Origin of the sequence: Streptomyces hygroscopicus subsp. hygroscopicus (assembly GCF_030269125.1) — a bacterium.
Taxonomy (GTDB): Bacteria; Actinomycetota; Actinomycetes; order Streptomycetales; family Streptomycetaceae; genus Streptomyces; species Streptomyces hygroscopicus_C.
Map to the genome: position 1 here is coordinate 219,549 of NZ_BSSM01000012.1, position 25,873 is coordinate 245,421.

The window sequence follows — 25,873 nt, forward strand, 5'->3', positions numbered from 1 at the left end:
ATTGCGGTTCGAGGTGACCGTCCCGTAAGTTGTGCGCGCTCTCTACTGACTGGTAATCCGTTAGGTCCTCCATGCGCTGGCCCCTCGGCCGTCCCACCACCGTCCGCACCCGGATCGTGGCGCTCGCGCTCGCTCCGGCCGTCGCCCTGATGGCCCTGTGGGGCTTCGCCATGGTGTCGGTCACCGCGGAGCTGCGCGCGCTGATCCGGGCCCAGGGGGTGTACCACGACTTCGGCACCCCCGTGGACACCGCGATCGGGCAGATCCAGATCGAGCGCCGGATGTCCGCCGCCTATCTGGGCGCCGGCGGCCGCGACGCCGCCGGCGCGGGCGAGCTGCTCCGCCAGCAGCGCCGTACCGACCATGTGGTCGACGCGATGCGGCAGGCGATCCGGGGCGGCGACCGGAGCCGGCTCACGGGGCGGCAGCGGCAGTCGCTGGACGCCATGGTCGCGGCCACCGGCGAGCTGGACGGGCTGCGCCGGCGCGTGCTCACCCGGCGGATCGGCTGGGACCAGGCGGTCGAACAGTACAGCGCGCTGGTGGAGCCCGCCTTCGACGTGCAGTCCACGCTGACCGCCCTGCAGGCCGGGCAGCTCGCCCGCGAGACCGAGACCGTCTTCGAACTGGTCCGGGTGCGCGAGTTCGTCTCCCGCGAGGACGCGCTGGTCGCCGGGGCGCGGGCGGCCGGGACCACGCTGACCCCCGGCCAGTACGGTGCGCTCACCCAGACCATCGAGGACCGGCGCGTCTTCCAGCAGACCTATGTGCCGGACCTGCCCGCCGACTCCCGGGCCCTGTTCGAGGAGTTCCAGCGCGGCGACCTGTACCGCTCGCTGAACCGGGGTGAGGACGCGCTGCTGCGGGCCGGGGCCGGCGGGGCGTTTCGGGCGGTGGCGGCGGACGACTGGCGCTCGACCATCGACCGAATCGTCAAGCGGTACCGCGACCTGTGCACCGCGGCCGGGGACAACTCCGCGGCGCGCGGCCGGGCGTTCGCCTACCAGGAGCTGACCAAGGCGGCCGTCGCCGGCGGTGCCGGACTGGTCGCGGCGGGCCTGTCGCTGTGGTTCGCGGTGCGCGGCGCCCGGCGCATCTCGCGCCGCCTGGAGGTCCTGCGGGACGCGGCCGATGTCCTCACCACCCGGCAACTGCCCGACGTGATGCGCCGGCTGGGGGCCGGTGAGGAGGTGGACGCGCTGGCCGAGGCGCCGCCGCTGCCCGCCGCCGCGGTCCGTGACGACGAGATCGGGCAGGTCGGCCGGTCCTTCAACACCGCGCGCCTGGCCGCCGTCGAGGCCGCGGTGAAGCAGGCCACCCTGCGCCGGGGCCTGTTCGCGGTGCTGCTCAACATCGCGCGCCGCAACCAGGCGCTGGTGCACCGGCAGCTGAAGCTCGTCGACACCCTGGAGCGGCGCACCGAGGACCCGGACATCCTGCGCGAGCTGTTCCGCATCGACCACCTCACCACCCGCATGCGGCGGCACGCGGAAAGCCTGATCATCCTCTCCGGCTCGGCGCCCGGCCGGCGTTGGCGCCGGCCCGTGCCCGTCGCACACGTCGTCTCCTCCGCGGTCGGGGAGATCGAGGACTACACGCGCGTGGTCGTGCCGCCGATGCCGGACACCGGGATCGCGGCGGACGCGGTCGCCGACGTCGTCCATCTCCTCGCCGAACTGCTGGAGAACGCCACGGTGTTCTCGCCGCCGCACACCCAGGTCACCCTGCGCTCCGGGCGGGTCGCCGGCGGCTTCGTGCTGGAGATCGACGACCGCGGCCTCGGCCTCGACGCCGAGGCCCACGCCCACGCCGAGCGCACCCTCACCGACCCCGACACCTTCGACCCCACCCGGCACGACCGCCTCGGCCTCTACGTCGTCGGCCGCCTCGCCGCCCGCCACGGCATCGAGGTCGGCCTCCGGGACTCCCCGTACGGGGGCACGACCGCGGTGGTACTGCTGCCGGAGACGATCCTGGCGGAGGTCGGGGCGACGGGGGGCGCCGCCCGGGGGGAGGCCGGGACCGGGGCCGTGGCAGGTGCACGGGTGCCGCTCCCGCCCGAGGAGCACGGCGAGGTACGACCGCTGCCGTCGCGGCGCCCGGGAGGGCCCGCGCCCGCGCGGGACGGCGGGTCGCCGTCCGCGGCCTTGCCGGCGACGGGGCCGACCCCGCCCGCGTCCGGTGCCGCGCGGTACGGAGCGTCGGCGCCCGCGCCCCTGTCCGCCGGGAGGCCCGGCGCGCAGGAGTCCGGTGCCGGGGCGCGGACGCCGTCCGAACCTCTGCCGTCGCGGAGGCGCGGGGCGCACGACTCCGGCACCGCGCCGGGGCCGACCCCGCCCGCGCCCGGTGCCGTACCCGGGGCACCGCCCGCGCCCGGTGCTGTATCGGGGAGCTTGCCCCCGTCCGGTGCCGTACCCGAGATCCCGCCCGCGCCCGGTGCTGTATCGGGGAGTCTGCCCGCGCCTGGTGTCGTACCGGGGACCCCGCCCGCGTCCGGTGGCGTACCGGGGAGTCTGCCCGCGTCTGGTGTCGTACCGGGGACCCCGCCCGCGTCCGGTGCCGTACCGGGGAGTCTGCCCGCGTCTGGTGTCGTACCGGGGACCCCGCCCGCGTCCGGTGCCGTACCGGGGAGTCTGCCCGCGCCCGGAGTCGTACCCGGGGCACCGCCCCCGCCCGGTCACCCCTCGCGAGCGGCTCCCGAGCCCCCGCACACCGCCGGGCCCGCCGTTCCCACCCTGCCCATCCGTGTGCGTCAGGCCTCCCTCGCGCCGGAGTTGCGCGACGAGCCGCGGCCACCGGAGGAGCCCGCGCGCCGGGAGGTCGGCGCCGAGGAGATGCGGGCGATCTTCGGCGCCTTCCAGCGCGGTCTCGACCAGGGGCGCAAGGGGATACCCGCGCGGCCCGGCGCGATCCGCGACGACACCGTGACCACTCACGCCGACGAAGGGACGGACACCGACGATGCACGGTGACGACCAGACCCCCGACAAGCCCTCCGCACCCGCCGGAACGCCCGGCACGGACCTCGGCTGGCTGCTGGACGACCTCGTGGCGCGCACCGACCACGTCCGCCAGGCCGTGCTGCTCACCGCCGACGGCCTCACGCTGAGCAGTTCGGAGGGCATGCCCCGGCAGGACATCGAGCATCTCGCCGCCGTCTGCTCCGGATTCCACGGCCTCGCCCGGTCGGCGGGGGAGCGCTTCGCGGCCGGCGAGGTGCGCCAGACCATGGTGATGCTGGACGACGCCTACCTGTTCATCACCCCGGCGGGACACGGCAGCCGGCTCGCGGTGCTCAGCGAGGCCGGCACCGACGTCGGCCAGCTCGCCCACGAGATGGCCCTGCTGGTCCGCCGCCTCGGCAGCCATCTGGACGCGGCAGCCCGTGCCACCCCATGATCCGGCCGTGAGCGACGAGCACTGGTACGAGGACGAGACCGGGGCGATGGTGCGCCCCTACATGGTGACCCGGGGCCGTACCCGGCCCTCGGACCGGCATTCCATCGATCTGATGTCCCGGGTCACCGCCCTGGAGACGGCGGACGCCGCGGCGGCCGGCGTCGACCACGCGAGCGCCGCTCTGCTGGACCTGGTGCGGCGCGGGCCGCGCCCGGTCGCGGAACTGGCCGCGGACGCCGACCTGCCGCTGACCGTGGTGCGGGTGCTGCTCGGCGACCTGGCCGAGGCGGGCCTCGTCCGCATCGACGAGCCCCGGCGCGACCAGGCGGGGGGCCCGGCCGCCGATCCCGGTCTGCTGCGGGAGATCGTGGCGCGGCTGCGCGGAATCTAGCGTTTGTCACAGCCGTGTAGGGGACCGGTGTCGGACGGAACCCGCGACGCACCCCGGTTGTCTCACACCACAGCACGTCAGCCGTACCTCTTAAGGGGAATCATGCGCGTCCAGAAGATCTCTCTGCTCGCCGTCGCGGTCGCCGCGGGTCTGTCCCTCACCGCCTGTGGGAGCAGTGACAGCGGCTCCTCCGGCGGCAGTGACTCCTCCTCGCCGAGCGCCACCGCCTCGGACAGCTCCGGCGGCCAGGGTTCCGCCTCCCCGGGCTCCGGAAGCTCCGGCGGCTCCGGCGGCTCCACCGGGTCCACGGGGTCCACGGGGTCCACCGGCCGGAACGGCGGCCAGTCGGGCACCGCCCACGGCCCCACCGGCTCCGGCCGCGCGTCCGGCTCCGGCTGCACCACCGCCCACCTGTCGTTCAGCACCTCCGGCGGCATGGCCGAGGGCGAGCTGATCGTCAACATGAAGAACACCGGCTCGGCCAACTGCACCCTGCACGGCTTCCCGGGCGTCGACCTGAAGAGCAAGGACGGCACGATCAGCGCCTCCCGCAGCAAGCTCGCCGCCCCCACGGTCACCCTCCAGCCGGGCGCCGAGACCCGCTTCACCCTGCACTACCCGCCGAACACCTCCGGCGGCTCCGGCGAGACCTTCACCCAGCTCGTCGTCACCCCGCCGAACGAGACCCACTCCACGACCCTGAACGCCGGCATCAACGTCCCCGTCACCGACGGCGGCCCCGGCATCACCGTCGACCCGGTCGGCACCGGCAAGTAACCCATGCTCCATCCGCCCGGGGAGCCCGCACAGCGCCCCCGGGCGGCACCCGGCCGTGAGACGCAACGAATCGCCGTCCGGGCCCCCGCGCACGCAACGAACCGCGCACCGGCGCGCAACGGCTGCTCCTTGTCCGGCCGAGCGCGCCGACCGTACCGTCTATCTGACCCCGAACCCCCTCCGCGACCGGTGAGGTAGACGCATGCGCACCGCCCTGCTCCAGAGCTCCGGCCACCCCGGCTCCGTCGCCGAGAACCTCGCGGTTCTGGACGGGGCCGCGGGCCGGGCCGCCGCCGCGGGCGCCGCGCTGCTGACCGCACCCGAGATGTTCCTCACCGGCTACGCGATCGGCGACGCCGTCGGCCGCCTCGCCGAGCCCGCCGACGGCGCCCGCGCCGCCGCGATCGCCGAGATCGCCACCCGGCACGGCCTCGCGATCGCCTACGGCTACCCCGAGCGCGACGGCGACACCGTCTACAACTCCGCCCAGCTGATCTCCGCCGACGGCACCCGGCTCGCGAACTACCGCAAGACCCACCTGTTCGGCCGCTTCGAGCGCGAGCACTTCACCCCGGGCGAGCGGCAGCTCGTCCAGGCCGAGCTGAACGGCCTCACCGTCGGCCTGCTGATCTGCTACGACGTCGAGTTCCCGGAGAACGTCCGCGCCCACGCCCTCGCCGGCACCGACCTGCTGCTGGTCCCGACCGCGCAGATGCACCCCTACCAGTTCGTCGCCGAGTCGATGATCCCGGTGCGCGCCTTCGAGAACCAGATGTACGTCGCGTACGTCAACCGGGTCGGTTCGGAGGGGGAGTTCGAGTTCGTCGGCCTCTCCGTCCTCGCCGGGCCCGACGGCGTCGCCCGGGTCCGAGCCGGGCGCGCCGAGCAGTTGGTGTTCGCGGACGCCGACCCGGCCTTCCTGGCCGCCTCCCGCGAGGCCAACCCGTACCTGGCGGACCGTCGCCCGGGGCTGTACGGCTCCCTGATCTGACACTCCCTCAACTCGTTCTTCCCCACCTGTTCTTTCGTGCAAGGAGTCCGCACCCCATGACGTCCACGGTGCCCAACGCCGTCGAGCACACCGACGGGCAGCAGCCGCCGATCACCATGTTCGGCCCGGACTTCCCCTATGCCTACGACGACTACCTCGCCCATCCGGCGGGCCTCGGCCAGATCCCCGCGACCGAGCACGGCACCGAGGTCGCCGTCATCGGCGGCGGTCTGTCCGGCATCGTCGCCGCGTACGAGCTGATGAAGATGGGCCTCAAGCCCGTCGTCTACGAGGCGGACCAGCTCGGCGGCCGGCTGCGCACGGTCGGGTTCGAGGGCTGCGACGAGTCACTGAACTGCGAGCTGGGCGCGATGCGCTTCCCGCCGTCCTCCACCGCGCTCCAGCACTACATCGACCTCGTCGGCCTGACCACCAGGCCCTTCCCGAACCCGCTGGCCGAGGCGACCCCGTCGACCGTCGTGGACCTCAAGGGCGAGTCGCACTACGCCGTCACCATCGACGACCTGCCCCAGGTGTACCGGGACGTCGCCGACGCCTGGAACAAGTGCCTCGAAGAGGGCGCCGACTTCTCCGACATGAACCGCGCCATGCGCGAGCGGGACGTGCCGCGCATCCGCGAGATCTGGGCGCGGCTGGTCGAGAAGATGGACAACCAGACCTTCTACGGATTCCTGTGCGACTCCGAGGCCTTCACGTCCTTCCGGCACCGCGAGATCTTCGGCCAGGTCGGCTTCGGCACCGGCGGCTGGGACACCGACTTCCCCAACTCCATCCTGGAGATCCTGCGCGTCGTCTACACCGAGGCCGACGACCACCACCGCGGCATCGTCGGCGGCTCGCAGCAGCTGCCGCTGCGGCTGTGGGAGCGCGAGCCGGAGAAGATCGTCCACTGGCCGTACGGCACCTCGCTGAGCTCCCTGCACGTGGACGGCGAGCCGCGCCCGGCCGTGACCCGGCTGCACCGCACCGCGGGCGACCGGATCACCGTGACCGACGCGAACGGCGACATCCGCACCTACAAGGCGGCGATCTTCACCGCCCAGTCCTGGATGCTGCTGTCCAAGATCGCCTGCGACGACTCGCTCTTCCCGATCGACCACTGGACCGCGATCGAGCGCACCCACTACATGGAGTCCAGCAAGCTCTTCGTCCCCGTCGACCGGCCGTTCTGGCTGGACAAGGCCGTCGACGACCGGGGGAACCCGACGGGGCGCGACGTCATGTCGATGACGCTCACCGACCGCATGACGCGCGGGACCTACCTGCTGGACGACGGACCGGACAGGCCCGCGGTGATCTGCCTGTCGTACACCTGGTGCGACGACAGCCTGAAGTGGCTGCCGCTGTCCGCGAACGAGCGGATGGAGGTCATGCTGAACTCGCTCGGCGAGATCTACCCGAACGTCGACATCAGGAAGCACGTCATCGGCAACCCGGTGACCGTCTCCTGGGAGAACGAGCCTTACTTCATGGGCGCGTTCAAGGCCAACCTCCCCGGCCACTACCGCTACCAGCGCCGCCTGTTCACGCACTTCATGCAGGACCGGCTGCCCGCCGACAAGCGGGGCATCTTCCTCGCCGGCGACGACATCTCCTGGACGGCCGGCTGGGCCGAGGGCGCCGTCCAGACCGCGCTGAACGCGGTCTGGGGCGTCATGCACCACTTCGGCGGCGAGACCGACGCGACCAACCCGGGCCCGGGTGACGTGTACGACGAGATCGCGCCGGTGGAGCTCCCGGAGGACTGAGCGGCGGACGCGGGCGGCCGGTCAGACGCCGGCCGCCCGCGCCTTCTCGAACACCTCGGCGGCGACGTCCGTCAGCTCCTGCGCGTCCCGCGCGGTGCCCTGGAGGTCGAGGAGGATCTCCTCCAGGCCGATCTCCGCGTACTCCACCAGGTCCTGGACGATCTGGTCGGCGCTGCCCCGCAAGGGCCGGCGGCCGGCGCCCTCGTGCGCCTCGGGCAGGAGTTCGGCGTTCACCCGCAGCACCGTGCGGATCGGTTCCGTACGGCCCCGCTCCTCGGCGAGTTCCCGCAGCTCGCGCCACTGGGCGGCGACCCGCGCGCCGCCCATGGCCACCGGCAGCCAGCCGTCGGCCCGCTCCACCAGCCGGCGCCAGGCCCGCCGGTTGCCCGCGGCCAGCAGGATCGGGATCGGCCGGGCGGGCTTGGGTCCCACCACGGCCGGGGCGATCCTCGTCAGCGGGCCGTCGTGGGCGACCGGGTCCGGGCCCCACACGGCGCGGCACACGTCGATGATCTCGTCCAGCACCCTGCCGCGCTCCGCGAAGGGCCGTACGCCCGCGGCCGCGTACTCGTCCAGGGACCAGCCGGTGCCGAGGCCCGCCAGCACCCGGCCGCCGCTCGCCGCGTCGAGCGAGGCCAGCGCCTTGGCGAGCTGGAACGGCAGGTGCAGCGGCGCCACCAGCACGCTGGTGCCCAGCTCCGCGCGCTCGGTGGCCGCGGCGGCCAGCGTGAGGGTGACCAGCGGTTCCGCCACGGACCGGTACTGGTCGGGCCAGGGCAGGCCGTCGATGTCGTACAGCCCCTGGGCGGCGGGCTCCGGGAACAGGGCCCGTTCGAAGACCCACAGGCTGTCGTAGCCGATCGCCTCGGCGGCGCGGGCCACCTCCGGGACGTCCCTGCCGATCGAGAACTGCCGCATCTGGGGGAGACCGAGACCGAGCCGGGTCGCCATGCCGTCGCTCCTTCGTAGTCGGGTTCTCTCAGCGCGCGAGCGGTGTCAGCAGCATCCTTCCCGCGAATCCCACCGCCGCGTCCAGCCGTTCGGCGAACTCCCCGGCGACGTCCGGGCAGTGGCGCAGCGCCCACAGGGCCCGCGCCGCCGCCCAGGCGGCGTCCCGGGCGCGCTCCAGGCTCCAGGCGCCCAGGAGATGGGTGAGCGGGTCGGCGAGCTGGAGCAGGTCGGGGCCCGGCATCAGATCCTCGCGGACCCGTTCCTCCAGGGCGGTGAGGATCTCTCCGACGTGCTCGAACTCGTCCTCCAGATCGACGGGTTCACAGCCGATGGCGCGGCAGGCGTCCACGACCGCGAGGGCGAGGTCGTGCCCGATGTGCGCGTTGACGCCGGCCAACGCGAACTGGAGCGGCCGTACGCCGGGATGGCGGCGCAGCTCGAACAGCGGCCGCCAGCACGCGGGCGGTCTGCGGTCGGCCTCGGCGGCCTCGACCGCCCGCAGGTACCGCTCGGCGAACCGCACGTCCAGCGCCGCGGCCGCCCGGGGATCGGGGAACTCCCCGGTGCCCAGGCGCCGGTCGATCTCCTCGGTGACGGTGAGGTAGACGCGGTTGAAGACGGCGACGCCGTCCCGCTCGGGCAGGACGGCGGCCAGGGCCCGCATCCGGGAGACGACGGTGTCGACGGCGGGGGCGGTGACGGGGGACGACTGCGACATGGGGGAAGGGTCGCAGCCCGGGACCGGCCGATGTGCCGACCGGCCCGGTGCGTCGCCGGAACGGGGGAACGGGTCTTTACGACTGGGCGGTCGGGGAGTCCGGGTCGTAGCTGGAGGTCCCCTCGTCCAGCAGCGGCTCCTGCCCCTTGAGGTGGGCCGGCGCGAAGGCGCGCAGCGCGTGGTAGCCGGTGATGACGACCAGGGTGCCGAGCGCGATGCCGCTGAGGGAGAAGTTGCTGGTGAACTTCATGCTCACGTTGCCCACGCCGATGATGATGCCCGCGGCGGCCGGCACCAGGTTCAGCGGGTTGCGCAGGTCCACCTTGGCGTTGAGCCAGATCTGCGCGCCGAGCAGGCCGATCATGCCGTAGAGGATGACCGTGATGCCGCCGAGCACGCCGCCCGGGATGGCGGCGACGATCGCGCCGAACTTCGGGCACAGGCCGAACAGCAGGGCGAAGCCGGCGGCCGCCCAGTACGCGGCGGTGGAGTAGACGCGCGTCGCGGCCATCACGCCGATGTTCTCGGAGTACGTGGTGTTCGGCGGGCCGCCCACCGCGGTGGACAGCACGGAGGCGACGCCGTCGGCCGAGATCGCCGTACCCAGCTTGTCGTCCAGCGGGTCGCCGGTCATCTCGCCGACGGCCTTGACGTGGCCCGCGTTCTCCGCGACCAGCGCGATGACGACGGGCAGCGCGACCAGGATCGCCGACCACTGGAAGGACGGCCCGTGGAAGTGCGGCAGACCGATCCAGTCGGCCTTGGAGACGCCGGAGAGGTCCAGGCGCCAGTGGTCGGTGAGCTTGCCGCTGCCGTCCACGGAGTGGATCCTGCCGAAGAGGCGGTCGAAGACCCAGGAGATGCCGTAGCCGAAGACCAGGCCGAGGAAGATCGCGATGCGGGACCAGAAGCCGCGCAGGCAGACCACCGCGAGCCCGGTGAACAGCATCACCAGCAGCGCGGTCCACTGGTCCTGCGGCCAGTAGGTGGAGGCGGTCACCGGGGCCAGGTTGAAGCCGATCAGCATCACGACCGCGCCGGTCACGATGGGCGGCATGGCCGCGTGGATGATCCGCGCCCCGAACTTCTGCACCGCGAGGCCCACCAGGAACAGCACGACGCCGACGGCGAGTGTCGCGCCGGTCACGGTCGCGCTCGTACCGCCCTGCGCGCGGATGACCGCGGCCACGCCCACGAAGGACAGGGAGCAGCCGAGGTAGCTGGGCACCCGGCCGCGGGTGGCGAGCAGGAAGATGACCGTGGCGACGCCGGACATCATGATCGCCAGGTTGGGGTCCAGGCCCATCAGTACCGGCGCCACGAAGGAGGCGCCGAACATGGCGACGACGTGCTGGGCGCCGAGGCCCACCGTCCGGGGCCAGGACAGCCGTTCGTCGGGCCGTACCACTGCTCCTGGCGCGGGGGTCTTCCCGTCACCGTGCAGTTTCCAGCGCACGCCGAGGTCCATGGTGGGGTATCGCTTTCTGTGTCGCGTCCGGGCAGCCGAGGGGGCCGGGGGACAGGGGGGTTATCCGCACCATTGTCGCTGGTCGCCGAAGCGGTCCGTGCACGCGGCCCGTGCGGGGGTGTTCCGGGGACGTCCCGGAGGGTGTGCTGAGCGGTCGCTTAGTATGGAATGCCGTACCCCCGGGGGTCCACCCCCGGCCGCCTCGCCCAGGAGCCCCGCAGTGACCGTCGAAGCCCCGTCCGCCCCCGCCGTCTCCCACGGCCGGCTGATGCCCGTCACCGTCCACTTCGACGACCTCGACGCGCTCGGGCTGCTGCACAACGCCCGCTATCCGCTGCTGGTCGAGCGCGCCTGGACCGAGCTGTGGCACGAGCACGGGATCCGCTTCGACGGCGACTGGGCCGCGGCCGGCGACGCCTGCAACGCGGTGCGCGAACTGCGCATCGGCTACGAGGCCCCGGTCACCAGCCCCGGCCGCTACGCCGTGCACCTGTGGCTGGACCGGCTCGGCACCACCGGGCTCACCTACGGCTTCCGCTTCTGCTCGGCCGACGGGAGCGAGACCTACGCCCGGGGCGCCCGGGTGCTGGTGCGGCTCGACGCGGCGACCCTGCGCCCGGCGCCGTGGAGCGACGGCTTCAGGGCCGTGGCCCGGGAACTGCTGCGGCCCGCGGACTGACCTCCCGCTCGACCCCGCGCTCGGCGGAGCGCAGCACCCCCGCGCACGCCGTGAGCCCGCACGCCAGCGCCGTCACCACGCCGAACGAGACCACCAGGCTGGTCGCCTGCGCCACCCCGCCGATCAGGCTCGGCGCGATCAGCCCCGAGGTGTAGGTGATGGTCGCCACACCCGCGATGGCCTGGCTGGGATTGGGCCCGGCGTGCCCGGCGGCGGCGAAGCACAGCGGGACGACGACCGCGATGCCGAGCCCCATCAGGGCGAAGCCGCCCATCGCCACCGCGGGCTGCCCGGCGGCGACGACCAGCAGGCCGCCCGCGACCGCCAGGACGCCGCCGGCCCGGACCGTGCGCACCGCGCCGAACCGGTTCACCACCGCGTCCCCGGCGATCCTGGCCACGGCCATCGTCAGCATGAAGCCCGTGGTCGACGCCGCCGCGAGACCGGCCGAGCTGTCCAGCCGGTCCCGCAGGAACACCGCCGACCAGTCCAGGCTCGCGCCCTCGGCGAACACCGCGCAGAAGCCCACCATGCCGATGAGCAGGGCGGAGCGGGGCGGCAGCGCGAACCGGGGCGGCGGCTCCTCGTCCTCGGTGGGCTGGATGTCCAGGACCCAGGCGCAGGCGAGCAGGCCGAGCGCGGTGAGGACGGCCGAGGCCAGCAGGAAGTGGGTGCGCGCGTCGGCACCGAGGTGCGCGGCGAGGGTGCCGGCGGCCGAGCCGACCAGGGCGCCCGTGCTCCACATCCCGTGCAGCCCGGACATGACCGACCGGCCGAGCCGCCGCTCGACCTCGACGCCGAGCGCGTTCATCGCCACGTCCGCCATCCCCGCGCACGCGCCGTAGGTGAACATCGCCAGGCACAGGGTGGGCAGGTTCGGCGCGAGGGCGGGCAGCACGAGGGACAGGGTCCACAGCGCGATCAGGCCGCGCAGGGCGTCACGGCTGCCGAAGCGGTGGCTGATCCGGCCCGCGAGCGGCATCGCGCACGAGGCGCCGAGCGCGGTGAAGGCCAGCGCGAAGCCCAGCCGGCCCGCGCCGAGCGAGGCATGGTCCTGGATCCAGGGCACGCGGGTCGCGAAGGAGCCGGTCACGGCGCCGTGGACGGCGAACACGGCCGCGACGGCGTACCGGGCCCGCCGTGCCTCGCTCATGTCACCCATGCCTGCGTTCCTCCCCGCTCGCTGGTGCGGCGTAAACTATCAGGGACCCTGCCTGATAGATAGCGCTTATCGCGCCGCCGGGGCTCGGCCCGCCGGTCGCGGGCCCGTCGATGTGGAAGGATCCCCGCCATGCCCGCATCACCGAGCACCGCCCGGGTCATCAACGACCGGTTGGCCCTGGGACTCCTGCAAGACCAGGGCCCGCTCACGGCAGGGCAGTTGAAGCAGCTGACGGGGCTGTCCCGGCCGACGGTCGCCGACCTCGTCGAACGGCTCGGCTCCGCCGGTCTGATCACCGTCGTGGGGGAGTCCGGAGCGGCCCGCCGGGGCCCGAACGCCCGGCTCTACGGCATCGTCGGCGACCGCGCCCACCTGGCGGCGCTCGACGTGCGCACCGAGGGGGTCGTCGTGCTGATCGCCGACCTGGTGGGGCGGGTGCTCGCCGAGGCGTCGGTGCCGATCGAGGGGGACACGGGGACGGAGCCCGCGGTGCGGCGGGTGGTGGCGGCGGTGGAGCGGGCCGTCGGGCGGGCCGGGGTGGAGCGGCTGCACACCGTCGGCATCGGCGCGCCGGGCCTCATCGATCCGGCCACGGGCGATCTGCGTGACTCCGCGGGCCTGCCCGCCTGGCACCGCAGCCTCGCCGCCGCCCTCGGAGAACGGCTGCCCGGGGCCCGCGTCACCGTGGAGAACGAGACCAACCTCGCCGCGCTCGCCGAACAACGCGAGGGTGCCGCCCGGGACCACGACACCTTCGTCCTCCTCTGGCTCGGCCACGGCACCGGCGCCGCGGTCGTCCTCGACGGCGCCCTCCGCCGCGGCGCCTCCGGCGGCACCGGCGAGATCGGCTTCCTCCCGGTCCCGGGCACGGGCGCCCTGCCCACGGCGACGGACTGCGCCGGGGGCTTCCACGCCCTGGCGGGCGCGGCGGCGGTCGTATCCCTGGCGGAGGAGCACGGCCTGCCGGTACCGGCGGCGGCCGACGGGCCGGGGGCAGCGGCGGTGGTGCGCGCGGCGGTGGCGCGGATTTTGGGGGCGGGCGACTTCGCCGGGCCCCCCGGAGCGGAGGACGAGCCGACGGGGGGACCCACCGGAGACCGGGTACCGGCCGACCGGCCGAAGCACGGAGCGGGTCCGGTGCGGGGCGCGACCGGGGTGGCGGGGGAGGTCTCGGAGGGGTGCCTGGCGGAGTCGTCTCCGACGGACGGCTCGGCGGAGCGGAAGCGTTCCGCGGCGGACGCGGCCCGGACGGCGGCCGTCTCGGCGGCGACCGGATCGCCGGGAGGCGGGCCTTCGGTGGTGGGCGGGTCGCCGGGAGGCGGGCCTTCGGTGGCGTGCGGGTCATCGGGAGGCAGCCCTTCGGTGGCGTGCGGGTCGCCGGGAGGCGGGCCCTCGGTGGTGGCTGATTCGCCGGGGCGGGGCCCTTCGGCGGCGGGTGGTTCCGCCGGGCGGGGGCCCGCCACGGCGGAGGGGCGGTCCGGGTGGGGGCCCACGGCGGACGAAGCGGTCGGGGCGGAGGCCGAAGCAGGTGCCAGTGAGCGGTTCCTTTCCGTGCTCGCCGACCGGATCGCCATCGGTGTCGCCTCCGTCGTCGCCGTGCTGGACCCCGGCTGCGTGGTCCTCGGCGGGGAGATCGGACGGGCCGGGGGCGACGTACTCGCCGGGCTCGTGGCAGAGCGGCTGCGGCGGATGTCGCCCCTGCCCACCGAGGTCCGCGCCAGTGGCCTCGGGGGCTCCGCCGTCCTGCGGGGCGCGCTGCTGACGGCGCGCGACCGGGCCCAGGACGACCTGTGGACCGCCCCGCCCCGGCCGCCGGTCCCGTCGTAGCCGGCCCGACCCGGCCGCGACCCGGCCGCCTGTCCCGATCGCGGGTGCCGTGGTGGCCGTTCGGGGCGGCGCCTTGTCCGGATCGCGGGGCCTGTGGTGGCCGGCCCGGTGGAGTCCGTTTGCCCGGACGGCCGGTCCCGTGACGGCCGGTCCCGTGACGGCCGGTCCCGTGACGGTCGGTCCCGTGATGGTCGGTCCGACCGGCCTGCTGTCCGGAGCGCGGGTGCCGTGGCGGCCGCTCTGACCGGCCCCCTGTCCGGATCGTGTCGCGGCCGCCCCGGCCGGACCCGGCCCGGATCGCGGGTCGCGTCGTGTCCGGCCTGACCGACACCACCGGCCCCGTCGTGTAAGGCCCGACCGGCCCGACCGGCCCGACCGAGTCCTGCCTACCCGAACCACCGGTCCCGTCGTGGCCGCCCCGGCCGGGCCCCTATCCGAACCGTCGCGCCAAGTGCTCCTCGAACGTCCCCTTGCCCACCGCCCGTTCCGGTGCCAGGTGGTCGCCCTCGCGGAAGGCACGGTACGTCGCGCCGAAGAGGGGGAGGGGGACCACCGGGCGGCGGCGGCCGGTGGCGTGGAGGTAGGCGCGGACCAGGGAGTCGAGCGAGCGGACCTCGGGGCCGCCCATGTCGGGGACCCGGCCGGCCGGGGCGGCGAGGGCCAACTCGGCCAGCCGGGCGGCGACTTCGGTCACCTCGACGGGCTGGTCGGACACGCGCGCGGGCAGTGGCAGCACCGGCGGCCTGGAGAGGTTCTCGAAGAGCGACACCAGCAGGTCGTGGAACTGGGTCGTGCGCAGGATCGTGAAGCCGAGGCCGGAGCGCTCGATGCGCTGTTCCACCGCGTACTTGGTGCGGTAGTAGCCGAACGGTATCCGGTCCACCCCGACGACCGAGATGTACACCAGGTGCTGCACCCCGGCCCGCTCCGCCGCCGCGATCAGGTGTCCGGCCGCCTCCTCGTCGCCGCCCCGGGTGCTGCTCGCGCAGTGCACCACCGTCGGCACTCCGGCGAGCGCCGCGTCCAGATCCGGACCCCCCGCCCGCAGATCGACGCCGTACGGCCGGGCATGCCGGCTGAGCACCCGCACCCCGTGCCCGTCCGCCCGCAGCCGCTCGGTGACATGCCGGCCGAGCGTGCCCGTGCCACCGGTGACAAGGATCGTGGTCATGCTGTTTCCGTCCCTCCCGGACCGGGACGCCCCCGTTGGGACGCCCTCGCAGGGGAGAGACCGGACGGCCGCCCGGAAATGTGACATCACCCCCGCGCCGCGGTCCTGGCGGCCCGGCGGCGGGCAAGGGCCGTCGTCACCGCCACCGGGCCCGATCGGCACCCTAAAAGGACTAGACCATTACGGTCAATGGGGCGGCCGCGTCAACACGCGCCTCACCGAAGGAGGTTGGCGTCGGCCGTCTCGGACCGTGCGAAGTCGGCGCCACGGGCTGTGAGCGAGTCCACACGGACCCCCTGTCGGCGCGGCCGTCCGGCGTGGCACACTTGCCGTGTACCAGAAGCAGCGCACTCCGGGGTCGGTGAAAGTCCGAACCGGCGGTTACAGTCCGCGACCCGGTCGCCTCCAGCGGCCGGTTGACCAGGTGAAATTCCTGGACCGACGGTTAAAGTCCGGATGGGAGGCAGTGCGCGGCGGGCGGGCATGCGTTCCGTGTGCGCGCCGCCGTATCTGGACTCGTCCGTACGCGGGCGGGTCTTTTTCGGCGACGTCCCGATTGTGTGCTCACCCGTAGATTCTGTCGTCTTCGACAGGCCCCGGAGTCCGTGCCCCACGAGGCAGGAGGACCCGGGAAGTGTTCACCGGAATCGTCGAAGAGCTGGGTGAGGTCACCGCCGTCGAGAACCTCGGCGACGCCTCCCGTTTCCGGCTCCGCGGCCCCGTCGTCACCGATGGCGCCCGGCACGGCGACTCCATCGCCGTGAACGGCGTCTGTCTCACCGTCGTCGAACACGAGGGCGACGAGTTCACCGCCGACGTCATGGCCGAGACCCTGAACCGCTCCAGCCTGGGCGCGCTCACCGTCGGCTCCCGCGTCAACCTCGAACGCCCCACGGCCGTCGGCGCCCGCCTCGGCGGCCACATCGTCCAGGGCCACGTCGACGGCACCGGCACGGTGCTGGAGCGCAAGGTCTCCGAGAACTGGGAGATCGTGAAGATCTCGCTCCCCGCCGACCTCGCCCGCTACGTGGTCGAGAAGGGCTCCATCACCGTCGACGGCATCAGCCTCACGGTCGTGGACGCGGGCTCCGACCACTTCACCGTCAGCCTCATCCCCACCACCCTCGCCCTGACCACGCTCGGCGTGAAGCAGCCGGGCGACCCGGTCAACCTCGAGGTGGACGTCATCGCCAAGTACGTGGAGCGGCTGCTCGCGGCCGGGCAGGGGGCCGGTCAGTGAACTCGCTCAACACCGAGGCGTTCACCCTGTTCGGACAGCACATCCTGTGGTCCGACATGATCGGCAACATCTTCGGCCTGGGCGCCCTCGCCCTCGGCTGGCGCCGCTCCCTGTGGACCTGGCCCGTGCAGTTCGTGTCCGGCGTGATCCTCTTCGCCGCCTTCTACGGCCACCTCACCGGCAGCGCCGGCAAGCAGGCCGTCGTCATGCTGGTCGCGCTCTACGGCTTCTGGCAGTGGAACCGCGGCCGCGGCCGGGCGGGCGACGGCCACATCTCCCCCCGCTTCGCCACCTGGCGCGAGCGCGCCGCCCTGATCGGCGCCGCGGCCGTCGGCACCGTCGCCGTCGCCCTGCTGTTCACCGCGTTCCCGGAACTGTCCTGGGACCCCTGGCCGGACGCCTACATCTTCGTCGGCACCGTCGTCGCGATGTACGCCCAGGCCAAGGGCATGGTCGAGTTCTGGTTCGCCTGGCTGCTCGTCGACCTCGTCGGCGTCCCCCTCAACTTCGCCAACGGCTACGCCTTCTCCGGCTTCGTCTACGTCATCTACGGCGCACTCGTCCTGTGGGGCATGCGCGACTGGTGGCTGCGCTCCCGCAAGAGCCCGCGGCCCGTTCTGGAAGGAGCACCGGCATGACCTCGGCCACCCCGCTCTACGACCCCTACTCCTACTCCTACGAGGGGGACGGCATCGAGGAGTTCACCCTCGACCCCGTCGAACAGGCCGTCGCCGACATCGCGGCCGGGCGCCCCGTGATCGTCGTCGACGACGAGGACCGGGAGAACGAGGGCGACCTCGTCATCGCCGCCGAGAAGGTGACCCCCGAGATCGTCGCCTTCATGATGAGCGAGTGCCGGGGCCTGGTCTGCGCCCCGATGGAGGCCGCGGAACTCGACCGGCTGCGGCTGCCGCAGATGGTCGAGGACAACACCGAGTCGATGAAGACCGCCTTCACCGTCTCCGTGGACGCCTCCGGCGCGCACGGCGTCACCACCGGCATCTCCGCCGCCGACCGCGCCACGACGCTCCAACTGCTCGCGAGCGGCACCGCGGAGCCCGCCGACTTCGTCCGCCCCGGCCACGTCTTCCCGCTGCGCGCCCGGTCCGGCGGAGTCCTGGAGCGCAACGGCCACACCGAGGCCGCCGTCGACCTCGCCCGGCTCGCGGGGCTGCGCCCGGCCGGCGCCATCGTGGAGATCGCCGGCGAGGACGGCCGGATGCTCCGGCTGCCCGAGCTGATCCCGTTCGCCCGCAAGCACGGCCTGACGATCATCTCCATCGAGGACCTGATCGCCTACCGCCGGGGCACCGAGCCCACCGTCCGCCGCGAGGCCGAGACCCGCCTGCCCACCCGGCACGGCACCTTCACCGCCCACGGCTACCGCTCCACCGTCGACGGCGTCGAGCATGTCGCCCTCGTCCACGGCGAGATCGGCACCGGCGAGGACGTGCTGGTCCGCGTCCACTCCGAGTGCCTGACCGGCGACGTCTTCGGCTCGCTGCGCTGCGACTGCGGCCCCCAGCTCGACAGTTCCCTGGCCCGCATCCAGGAGGAGGGCCGCGGAGTCGTGGTCTACCTGCGCGGACACGAGGGCCGTGGCATCGGCCTGCTGTCCAAGCTGCGCGCCTACGAACTCCAGGAGCAGGGCCGCGACACCCTCGACGCCAACCTGGAGCTCGGCCTGCCGGCCGACGCCCGCGACTACGGCGCCGGCGCCCAGATCCTCGCCGACCTCGGCGTGCGCAGCGTGCGGCTGATGACCAACAACCCCGACAAGGCCGACGCGCTGCTGCGCCACGGCCTGAAGGTCACCGGGCGCGTGCCGATGCCCGTCCAGGCGGGCGAGCACAACCTGCGCTATCTGCGCACCAAGCGGGACCGTATGGGACACGACCTGCCCTGGCTGGACACGCCGGCCACCCCGGCCGTGCCGGGCCCGGCCGCGCCCTCCGCGGCCACCTGCCCGAACCAGTGAGCCGGTGACGCCGGCAGGACCAGCAGGACCAGCAGGACCAGCAAGACCAGCAAGACCAGCAGGACCAGCAGGACCAGCAACGCCAGTCGAGCAAGAAGGCACTTAGGAGAGACGTGAGCGGCAAGGGTGCACCGGAACTGTCCGTACGCAACGCCGGGGACCTCAGGGTCGCCGTCATCGCGGCGCAGTGGCACGAGAAGGTGATGGACGGTCTGGTGAACGGCGCCCTGCGCGCCCTCGGCGAACTGAGCATCGACGAGCCGACCCTGATCCGGGTCCCGGGCAGCTTCGAGCTGCCGGTCGCCGCCAAGGTGCTGGCCGCGCGCGGCTACGACGCGGTGGTCGCCCTCGGCGTCGTCATCCGCGGTGGCACCCCCCACTTCGACTACGTGTGCCAGGGCGTCACCCACGGCCTCACCCAGGTCTCGGTGGAGACCGGCGTCCCGGTCGGCTTCGGCGTGCTCACCTGCGACACCGAGGAGCAGGCCCTGGACCGGGCCGGCATCGAGGGTTCCAGCGAGGACAAGGGCCACGAGGCGGTGATCGCGGCGGTCTCCACGGCCGCGACGCTGCGTTCGGTATCCGAACCCTGGCACTGAGCCGCCGACCGGAGCGCGTAGGGTAAGGACCACCATGTCCAAGAAGACGTTCGAGGAGCTCTTCACCGAGCTCCAGCACAAGGCCGCCCACGGCGACCCCGCCACCTCCCGCACCGCCGAACTGGTCGGCAAGGGCGTCCATGCCATCGGCAAGAAGGTCGTCGAAGAGGCCGCCGAGGTCTGGATGGCCGCCGAGCACGAGGGCAAGGACGCGGCAGCCGAGGAGATCTCCCAGCTGCTGTACCACGTCCAGGTGATGATGGTCGCCCGCGGGATCTCCCTGGACGACGTCTACGCCCACCTCTGACCGGCCCGCCGTACCCACCGCGCCGTGCCGTGGTACACCGCACAAACCCCCTTCACGCAAAGGAAGCCGCCCTCATGCTGCGCATCGCCGTCCCCAACAAGGGTTCCCTGTCCGGCCCTGCGGCGGACATGCTGCATGAGGCCGGCTACCGGCAGCGCCGCGAGTCCAAGGAACTGCGGATCGTGGACCCGGGCAACGAGGTCGAGTTCTTCTACCTCCGCCCCCGCGACATCGCGATCTACGTCTCCTCCGGCCGCCTCGACATCGGCATCACCGGCCGTGACCTGCTGGTCGACTCCGGCGCGGACGCCGAGGAGATCCTGCCGCTGGGCTTCGCCCGCTCCACCTTCCGCTTCGCCGGCAAGCCCGGCACCGCGAGCGGCACCGAGGACCTGAAGGGCCGTACGATCGCCACCTCGTACGAGGGGATCGTCGCCCGGCACCTCGCCGACAGCGGCGTCGACGCCTCCGTGGTGCACCTGGACGGCGCCGTGGAGACCGCGATCGAGCTGGGCGTCGCCGAGGTCATCGCCGACGTCGTGGAGACCGGCACCAGCCTGCGCAACGCGGGGCTGGAGGTCTTCGGCGAGCCGATCATGAAGTCCGAGGCCATCGTGATCCGCCGCACCGGCTCGGACGCCGAGGAACCCAAGGTCCAGCAGTTCCTGCGCCGCCTCCAGGGCGTCCTGGTCGCCCGGACGTACGTGATGATGGACTACGACTGCCGGGTCGAGCAGCTGGAGAAGGCCGTCGCCCTCACCCCCGGCCTGGAGTCCCCGACCGTCTCCCCGCTGCACAACGAGGGCTGGGTCGCGGTCCGCGCCATGGTCCCCGCCAAGGAGGCGCAGCGGATCATGGACGACCTCTACGCCATCGGCGCCCGCGCCATCCTGACCACGGCCATCCACGCCTGCCGCCTCTGAGGGGTATGTGATGTCCGACCTGACCGCACTGCCCGACCTTCCCGTCACCTTCCGGCCGGGCCACACCCGGGCCATCCTGCTCACCGCCGCCGTGGCGATCTTCCTCACCATCTCGGGGATCGCCCTGCTCCTGGAGGGCCTCGGCCCGGGGGAGCGGATGAGCTTCGTGGTCACCGGGGCGCTGCTCTTCTGGTTCCTCGCGCAGCTGGCCCGGATCAAGGTCGTCGCCGACGAGAGCGGCGTCACCGTCGTCAACATCGCCAGCAAGCGGCGCCTGGACTGGGCGGAGATCCTTCAGGTGAACCTCCGTCCGGGCGATCCCTGGGTGTTCCTGAACCTCAGCGACGGCACCAGCCTGCCCGCGCTCGGCATCCAGCCGGGCATCGCCAGGGAGCGGGCGATCGCCGACGCCAGGGCGCTGCGCGCGCTCGCCGAGGCCCACTCGGCCGCCCGCCTGGGGGAGGATCGGGACTGACCCGAGGGCCGACTCCGGGTCGCCCACCCTGCCCGCCCGGCCCCGTCTTGATTAACCTGGTGGGCGGAGGCCGTGCCGACAGCGCCTCCGCCCCTGTGCGCCGCCCGGTGCCAGGGGTTCCTGCGACCCGAGGAGTGAATCCCTCCGGCGATGGACGGATCGTCCTGTAGTACCTGCGCCGCCCCCACCCGACATACCGGGGAGGCGGCGGCATCGTGACCACCCCTCTGCTGCTTCTCGCAGCCGCGTTCCTGCTGATTCTCGCCAACGGATTCTTCGTGGCGGCCGAATTCGGCCTGGTGACGGTCGAGCGCCCCGAGGCCGAGAAGGCCGCGGCCGACGGCGACAAGCGCGCCCGTACGGTCGTGGAGTCGCTGAAGGAGCTCTCCTTCCAGCTCTCCGGCACCCAGCTCGGCATCACCATCACCTCGCTGGTCGTCGGCATGCTCGCCGAACCCGCCCTGGGCCGGCTGCTGCGCGGCCCGTTCGCCGCGCTCGGCCTTCCCGACGGCGCCGTCTCCGGTGTCGCCGTGATCGTCGGCATGCTGCTGGCCTCCGCGATCCAGATGGTGATCGGCGAACTGGTGCCCAAGAACTGGGCGGTCTCCCGGCCGCTCCAGGTGGCCCGCTTCGTCGCGGGTCCCCAGCGCCACTTCTCGCGGCTGTTCCGGCCGGTGATCGCCGCGCTGAACACGGTCGCCAACCGGCTGGTCCGCGCCCTCGGCGTCGAGCCCGCCGACGAACTGGCCTCCGCCCGCACCCCCGGCGAACTGGTCTCCCTGGCCCGGCACTCCGCCCAGGCGGGCGCACTGGAGCAGGACACCGCCGACCTGTTCGTGCGGACCCTCTCGCTCGGCGAGCTGACCGCGCAGCACGTGATGACCCCGCGCGTGAAGGTCAGCGCGCTCCAGGACTCGGCGACCGCCGAGGACGTGGTCAACCTCACCCGGGCCACCGGACTGTCCCGCTTCCCCGTCTACCGGGAGAAGATCGACGACATCGTCGGCATGGCCCACCTCAAGGACGCCCTCGCCGTCCCGGCGCACGACCGGCTGCGCACCCCGGTCGGCCGCATCGCCCGCCCCGCGCTGCTGGTCCCCGAGACCCTGCCCGTCCAGCCCCTGCTGGCCCGGCTGCGCAGCGAACAGCCCATCGCGGTCGTGGTGGACGAGTACGGCGGCACGGCCGGCGTGGTCACCCTGGAGGACATCGTCGAGGAACTCGTCGGCGAGGTCCGCGACGAGCACGACGCCAAGGACGTGCCCGAGCTGGTCGCCGCCCCGCCCGAGGAGGGCAGGCCCGCCTGGGACGTGGCCGGCAGCTGCCGGGTCGACATCCTCCAGCGCATAGGCCTCGACGTGCCCGAGGGGCCGTACGAGACCGTGGCCGGGCTGGTCGCCGACCTGCTCGGCCGGATCCCGGCCCCGGGCGACCGGGCCGAGCTGCCCGGCTGGCGGCTCGCGGTCCGCCAGGTCGGCCACTACCGCGCGGAACGGGTCCGCCTGGTCAGGACGGCCCCGGCGGCCGACGTCGCGGAGGCCCTCCGATGAGCGTGCTCCAACTGGTCTTCGCCGCGCTGCTGGTGCTCGCCAACGGCTTCTTCGTCGGTGCCGAGTTCGCGCTCGTCTCCGTCCGCCGCAGCCAGATCGAACCGCTCGGCACCACGCAGGCCCGGCAGGTGCTGTACGGCCTGGAGCGGCTGCCGCAGATGATGGCCGCCGCGCAGTTCGGCATCACCGTGTGCTCCCTGACGCTGGGCGCGGTCGCCGAGCCGACCGTGGCGCATCTGCTGGAGCCGCTGTTCGAGGCGGTCCACCTCCCGGACGGCGTGGTGCATCCGCTCGGATATGTCATCGCCCTGGCCGCGGTGGTCTTCTTCCACCTCGTCATCGGCGAGATGGTGCCGAAGAACCTCGCGATGGCGGCGCCCGAGAAGGCGGCGCTGTGGCTCAGCCCCGGCCTGGTCTGGTTCGCCCGCGCGTGCAAGCCGATCACGGTGTCCCTCGGCGCCGTCGCCCAGGCCGTCCTGCGGCTGTTCCGCGTCGAACCCAGGGACGAGGTCGAGGCCGTCGTCACCAGCGAGCAGCTCAACCGGCTCCTGGAGGACTCCGGGCAGGCGGGGCTGCTCGACCCCGAGGAGATGGAGCGTCTGGAGGACGCCCTGGAGCTGGGCTCCCGCCCGGTCACGGACGTCCTGCTGCGCCGTGAGTCCCTGGTCACGGTGACGCCCGCGGTCACGCCGGGCGAGATCGTGCGGCTCACCGCGCGCACGGGCTACTCCCGCTTCCCGGTGGCGGCCACCGAGCAGGGCGCCTTCATGGGGTACGTCCACGTCAAGGACGTCCTCGACCTGGAGGACTCCGTGCGGGCCGTACCGCAGAACATCTGGCGCCCCATGACGACCCTGCGGGCCGAGCTGCCCCTGGACGACGCCCTCACGGTCATGCGCCGGGCCGCGACCCACCTGGCCCAGGTGGCCGACGCGTCCGGCAAGGTGCTGGGGCTGGTGGCGCTGGAGGACGTCCTGGAGATGCTCGTGGGCGAGGTGCGCGATCCCGCGCACCCCGAGGCCGCCGACATGAGACTGACGGAACCGAGGGTGAGCGGGGAATCGGAACAGGCGCTCGCCACATAGCGCTCGGACGGTGGCGGGAGCCGCGCGGCGCGGCCCGGCGACGGGTCGCTCGCGTGGCGCTTCCGCGTGGCGCTTCCGCGTGGCGCTTCCGCGTGGTGCTTCCGCGTGGTGCTTCCGCGTGGTGCTTCCGCGTGGCGCTTCCGCGTGGCGCTTCCGCGTGGCGCTTCCGCGTGGCGCTTCCGCGTGGTGCTTCCGCGTGGTGCTCCCGCGTGGTGCTCCCGCGTGGTGCTTCCGCGTGGTGCTCCCGCGTGGTGCTCCCGTGTAGTGCTTCCGCGTGGCGGTCCCGTGCGGTGCTCCCGTGTAGCGCTTCCGCGTGGCGGTCCCGTGCGGTGCTCCCGCGTGGCGGTTCCGTGTGGCGGTCCCGTGCGGTGCTCTTCGCGCCTACGCGGGTGACGGATCCTGCGGCCCCCTCCCCGACAGCACCTCCCCGTACGCCTGCATCAGGTCGGCCAGCCGCAACGTCGCCAGATCGTCCCGTGACAACGAGCCCGCGTACGTCGACAGCCGCAGGTCCCGGTACGCACAGCTCTTCTCGTACAGCGTCCGCAGGAAGCGCCCGTTCCCCAGCTCGTCGATCCACCCCTGGTCGACCACGTGCCCGGCGATCGACCGCAGCTCCTCCAGCGCCTCCTCGTCCCACAGGTCCCCGTTCTCCGCCGCCAGCACCTTCCCGATCTCGGTGAGTTCACCGGGCCGGTACGAGGGGAAGTCGACCCGGGACGTGAAGCGGGACGACAACCCGGGATTCGCCGCGAGCAGCCGGTCCATCCCCTCGGGATACCCCGCCAGGATCACCACCAGGTGGTCCCGGTTGTCCTCGGCCCGCTTCAGCAGCACCTGCAGCGCCTCGTCCCCGTACGCGTCCCCCTTGCCGTACCCGGAGTTGGAGAGCGAGTACGCCTCGTCCACGAACAGCACCCCGCCGATCGCGGAGTCGATCAGCTCGTTCGCCTTCACCGCGGTCTGCCCGAGGTACTCACCGACCAGATCGGCCCGCTGTGCCTCGACGAGGTGGTCCCCGCCGAGCAGCCCGAGCGCGTAGAAGACCCGCCCGAGGATGCGCGCCACCGTGGTCTTGCCGGTCCCGGACGGCCCGGAGAAGACGAAGTGCCGTTTGGGCGGCTGCACGGGAAGCCCCTGCCCGGCGCGCAGCCGGGCCATGTTCAACTGCGCGGACAGGGCCTTGACCTGGCGCTTGACCGGTTCGAGCCCCACCATCCGCTCCAGCTCGGCGAGTGCCTGCTCCAGCAACGCGGGATCGGTGGGCCCGGAGGGCAGCGGCGAGCCGGGCGCGCCGCCCCGGTCCCGGACCCCCGGTTCGGCCGCGGCCGGCGGCGGACCGGTCGGCGGATCCGGCTCCGGCAGCCGCAGATCCCGTCCCTCGCCGCCGAAGAACGGGTCGAACCCGTCCGGCCCGTCCACCGTGTCCTGCCCCGCGCCGGTCAGCGTGATGGCGGCGAGGCCGGCCGCGTCGTCGTACCCGTCCCCCTCGGCGATCGCCGCGAGCCGCGCCGAGGTGTCCATGAAGGCGGGGTCGACCCGGTGCACGGCCCGGTAGAGGGGGAGCGCGGCGGCGGAGCGACCGGTGCCCTCGTGCGCCCGCGCCAGCCAGTAGCGCAGCTCCTTGCGCTGCGGCTGCTCGCTGCGGCACCGCATCAGCGCCGCGGCCAGCAGCGGTTCGGCCTGGCCGTACATCTCCAGGCGCACCCGGGCCATGCCGCCGAACAGACCGGCCTCTATGCCGAGCAGGGGGTCGTCCAGCAGCGGATCGGTGTGCCGCACCAGCTGCTCCCAGTCCTTGACCAGATAGGCGCGGCAGGCGTGCAGGAAGCGGACCTGGGGATCGGTGTCGACCGGGGGCAGTCCGGCCAGCGCCCGGTCCAGCTCGGGTACGTGCCGGCCGTCCAGCCAGTGGGAGGCGTGCGCGAGCAGCAGATCGCGCGGGCTCTCCAGCACCGGCTGCACCCACCAGCCGAGCCAGTACCAGGAGTTGAGCGCCCGACGGTGCCGGGCGCGCTGTTCGCCGAAGCGCTCGCGGTGCCGGAACATCCGCAGCAGCGCGGTGGTGGTGTCGACCCGGAGCGCGTGCAGCCCGAGCCAGCCGTCCGCCATGCCGGGGTCCATCCGTACCGCGGCCCGGAACTCCTCCTCGGCCTGCGGGAAGGCGCCCATCGTGTAGGCATCGACCCCGCGCAGCCAGGCGAGGTCGGCCGGGGCCTCGGGGCCCTGCGTGCCGAAGTCCATCACGTCCCCCACAGACCGTGCCCCGTGGTTCGCCACCGGACGGTCGCCCGGCGGTCGCCGCGGCCGAACCGCCGTGCCGCGGACCGGAGTTGCAGGTGCGCGAGGCTGCCGCCGAAGGTCGCACCAAGGGCATCGTACCCGCGCGGGTACCGCGTGCCGAAGGGTGCCG

General features: G+C 73.4%; 22 protein-coding genes, 2 pseudogenes and 1 riboswitch. Of the genes and pseudogenes, 18 read left to right on the forward strand and 6 right to left on the reverse strand.

Annotated elements, in window-relative coordinates; translation table 11 throughout:
- The first annotated feature begins 71 nt into the window (after window positions 1-71).
- The 6 genes from QSK45_RS25865 (at window position 72) to QSK45_RS25890 (ending at window position 7,327) form a co-directional block, all read left to right on the forward strand.
- A complete protein-coding gene (locus QSK45_RS25865; RefSeq protein ID WP_285560903.1) occupies window positions 72-2,972 on the forward strand; it encodes a sensor histidine kinase in 2,901 nt (966 codons plus the stop codon).
- Window positions 2,962-3,399, forward strand: a complete 438-nt coding sequence (locus tag QSK45_RS25870) for a roadblock/LC7 domain-containing protein (RefSeq protein WP_285560905.1) — start codon at window positions 2,962-2,964, stop codon at window positions 3,397-3,399. Before QSK45_RS25865 ends, QSK45_RS25870 begins: the two co-directional genes overlap by 11 nt.
- A gap of 7 nt (window positions 3,400-3,406) precedes the next feature.
- Window positions 3,407-3,790 (forward strand): DUF742 domain-containing protein, encoded by a 384-nt coding sequence (locus QSK45_RS25875; RefSeq protein WP_285560907.1) that lies wholly within the window; start codon window positions 3,407-3,409, stop codon window positions 3,788-3,790.
- Window positions 3,791-3,892: 102 nt separating this feature from the next.
- The gene (locus tag QSK45_RS25880; protein WP_285560909.1) at window positions 3,893-4,567 is read left to right on the forward strand and encodes a DUF4232 domain-containing protein; all 675 of its coding nucleotides are present in this window, start codon (window positions 3,893-3,895) and stop codon (window positions 4,565-4,567) included.
- 202 nt (window positions 4,568-4,769) lie between these two features.
- Window positions 4,770-5,558 carry a carbon-nitrogen hydrolase family protein gene (locus QSK45_RS25885; protein WP_285560911.1) on the forward strand — a complete coding sequence of 263 codons (789 nt, stop codon included), beginning with the start codon at window positions 4,770-4,772 and terminating at the stop codon, window positions 5,556-5,558.
- Between the two features lie 56 nt (window positions 5,559-5,614).
- On the forward strand, window positions 5,615-7,327 hold the full coding sequence (locus tag QSK45_RS25890; protein WP_285560913.1) for a flavin monoamine oxidase family protein: 1,713 nt from the start codon (window positions 5,615-5,617) through the stop codon (window positions 7,325-7,327).
- A 21-nt stretch (window positions 7,328-7,348) separates the two neighbouring features.
- On the opposite strand, the gene QSK45_RS25895 is transcribed toward QSK45_RS25890, so the two are convergent.
- The 3 genes from QSK45_RS25895 to QSK45_RS25905 all read right to left on the reverse strand — a co-directional run bounded on the left by QSK45_RS25895 (window position 7,349) and on the right by QSK45_RS25905 (window position 10,464).
- A complete protein-coding gene (locus QSK45_RS25895; RefSeq protein WP_285560915.1) occupies window positions 7,349-8,278 on the reverse strand; it encodes an LLM class F420-dependent oxidoreductase in 930 nt (309 codons plus the stop codon).
- A gap of 28 nt (window positions 8,279-8,306) precedes the next feature.
- Window positions 8,307-8,996 carry a DUF5995 family protein gene (locus tag QSK45_RS25900; protein WP_285560917.1) on the reverse strand — a complete coding sequence of 230 codons (690 nt, stop codon included), beginning with the start codon at window positions 8,994-8,996 and terminating at the stop codon, window positions 8,307-8,309.
- Between the two features lie 76 nt (window positions 8,997-9,072).
- Window positions 9,073-10,464: a uracil-xanthine permease family protein gene (locus QSK45_RS25905; protein ID WP_285560919.1), complete on the reverse strand. Its 1,392-nt coding sequence runs from the start codon at window positions 10,462-10,464 to the stop codon at window positions 9,073-9,075.
- A 220-nt stretch (window positions 10,465-10,684) separates the two neighbouring features.
- Here QSK45_RS25905 and QSK45_RS25910 point away from each other — a divergent pair, with 220 nt between their 5' ends.
- Window positions 10,685-11,143, forward strand: coding sequence for an acyl-CoA thioesterase (locus QSK45_RS25910; protein ID WP_285560920.1), 459 nt, complete (start codon window positions 10,685-10,687; stop codon window positions 11,141-11,143).
- On the opposite strand, the gene QSK45_RS25915 is transcribed toward QSK45_RS25910, so the two are convergent.
- Window positions 11,103-12,305 carry an MFS transporter gene (locus QSK45_RS25915; RefSeq protein WP_285560922.1) on the reverse strand — a complete coding sequence of 401 codons (1,203 nt, stop codon included), beginning with the start codon at window positions 12,303-12,305 and terminating at the stop codon, window positions 11,103-11,105. The two genes, QSK45_RS25910 and QSK45_RS25915, sit on opposite strands and share 41 nt — an antisense overlap.
- 129 nt (window positions 12,306-12,434) lie before the next feature.
- On the opposite strand from QSK45_RS25915, the pseudogene QSK45_RS38610 reads away from it, so the two are divergent.
- Window positions 12,435-13,370: pseudogene (locus QSK45_RS38610) on the forward strand (ROK family transcriptional regulator); the annotation flags it as partial.
- A 474-nt stretch (window positions 13,371-13,844) separates the two neighbouring features.
- A pseudogene (locus QSK45_RS38615) lies at window positions 13,845-14,132 on the forward strand (ROK family protein); the annotation flags it as partial.
- Between the two features lie 430 nt (window positions 14,133-14,562).
- On the opposite strand, the gene QSK45_RS25925 reads toward QSK45_RS38615, so the two are convergent.
- Window positions 14,563-15,303, reverse strand: coding sequence for an SDR family oxidoreductase (locus QSK45_RS25925; protein ID WP_285560926.1), 741 nt, complete (start codon window positions 15,301-15,303; stop codon window positions 14,563-14,565).
- 343 nt (window positions 15,304-15,646) lie between these two features.
- Window positions 15,647-15,777: riboswitch (FMN riboswitch) on the forward strand.
- Window positions 15,778-15,937: 160 nt separating this feature from the next.
- On the opposite strand from QSK45_RS25925, the gene QSK45_RS25930 reads away from it, so the two are divergent.
- The 9 genes from QSK45_RS25930 (at window position 15,938) to QSK45_RS25970 (ending at window position 23,460) form a co-directional block, all read left to right on the forward strand.
- Window positions 15,938-16,543, forward strand: coding sequence for a riboflavin synthase (locus tag QSK45_RS25930; RefSeq protein WP_285560928.1), 606 nt, complete (start codon window positions 15,938-15,940; stop codon window positions 16,541-16,543).
- Window positions 16,540-17,181, forward strand: a complete 642-nt coding sequence (locus QSK45_RS25935; RefSeq protein ID WP_285560929.1) for a nicotinamide mononucleotide transporter family protein — start codon at window positions 16,540-16,542, stop codon at window positions 17,179-17,181. The genes QSK45_RS25930 and QSK45_RS25935 overlap by 4 nt, the downstream gene beginning before the upstream one ends.
- A complete protein-coding gene (locus QSK45_RS25940; protein ID WP_285560931.1) occupies window positions 17,178-18,521 on the forward strand; it encodes a bifunctional 3,4-dihydroxy-2-butanone-4-phosphate synthase/GTP cyclohydrolase II in 1,344 nt (447 codons plus the stop codon). Before QSK45_RS25935 ends, QSK45_RS25940 begins: the two co-directional genes overlap by 4 nt.
- Window positions 18,522-18,634: 113 nt before the next feature.
- Window positions 18,635-19,120 carry a 6,7-dimethyl-8-ribityllumazine synthase gene (gene ribH / locus QSK45_RS25945; RefSeq protein ID WP_285560933.1) on the forward strand — a complete coding sequence of 162 codons (486 nt, stop codon included), beginning with the start codon at window positions 18,635-18,637 and terminating at the stop codon, window positions 19,118-19,120.
- A 34-nt stretch (window positions 19,121-19,154) separates the two neighbouring features.
- Window positions 19,155-19,427 (forward strand): phosphoribosyl-ATP diphosphatase, encoded by a 273-nt coding sequence (locus QSK45_RS25950; protein ID WP_030399017.1) that lies wholly within the window; start codon window positions 19,155-19,157, stop codon window positions 19,425-19,427.
- 74 nt (window positions 19,428-19,501) lie between these two features.
- On the forward strand, window positions 19,502-20,350 hold the full coding sequence (gene hisG, locus QSK45_RS25955; protein WP_285560937.1) for an ATP phosphoribosyltransferase: 849 nt from the start codon (window positions 19,502-19,504) through the stop codon (window positions 20,348-20,350).
- A 10-nt stretch (window positions 20,351-20,360) separates the two neighbouring features.
- On the forward strand, window positions 20,361-20,825 hold the full coding sequence (locus tag QSK45_RS25960) for a PH domain-containing protein (protein ID WP_285560939.1): 465 nt from the start codon (window positions 20,361-20,363) through the stop codon (window positions 20,823-20,825).
- A 215-nt stretch (window positions 20,826-21,040) separates the two neighbouring features.
- Window positions 21,041-22,375 (forward strand): hemolysin family protein, encoded by a 1,335-nt coding sequence (locus tag QSK45_RS25965; RefSeq protein ID WP_285560940.1) that lies wholly within the window; start codon window positions 21,041-21,043, stop codon window positions 22,373-22,375.
- Window positions 22,372-23,460, forward strand: a complete 1,089-nt coding sequence (locus QSK45_RS25970) for a hemolysin family protein (RefSeq protein WP_285560942.1) — start codon at window positions 22,372-22,374, stop codon at window positions 23,458-23,460. Before QSK45_RS25965 ends, QSK45_RS25970 begins: the two co-directional genes overlap by 4 nt.
- Window positions 23,461-23,841: 381 nt before the next feature.
- Here the strand turns inward: QSK45_RS25970 and QSK45_RS25975 are convergent, their stop codons facing one another.
- Window positions 23,842-25,704, reverse strand: coding sequence for an AAA family ATPase (locus QSK45_RS25975; RefSeq protein WP_285560944.1), 1,863 nt, complete (start codon window positions 25,702-25,704; stop codon window positions 23,842-23,844).
- Window positions 25,705-25,873 lie beyond the last annotated feature (169 nt).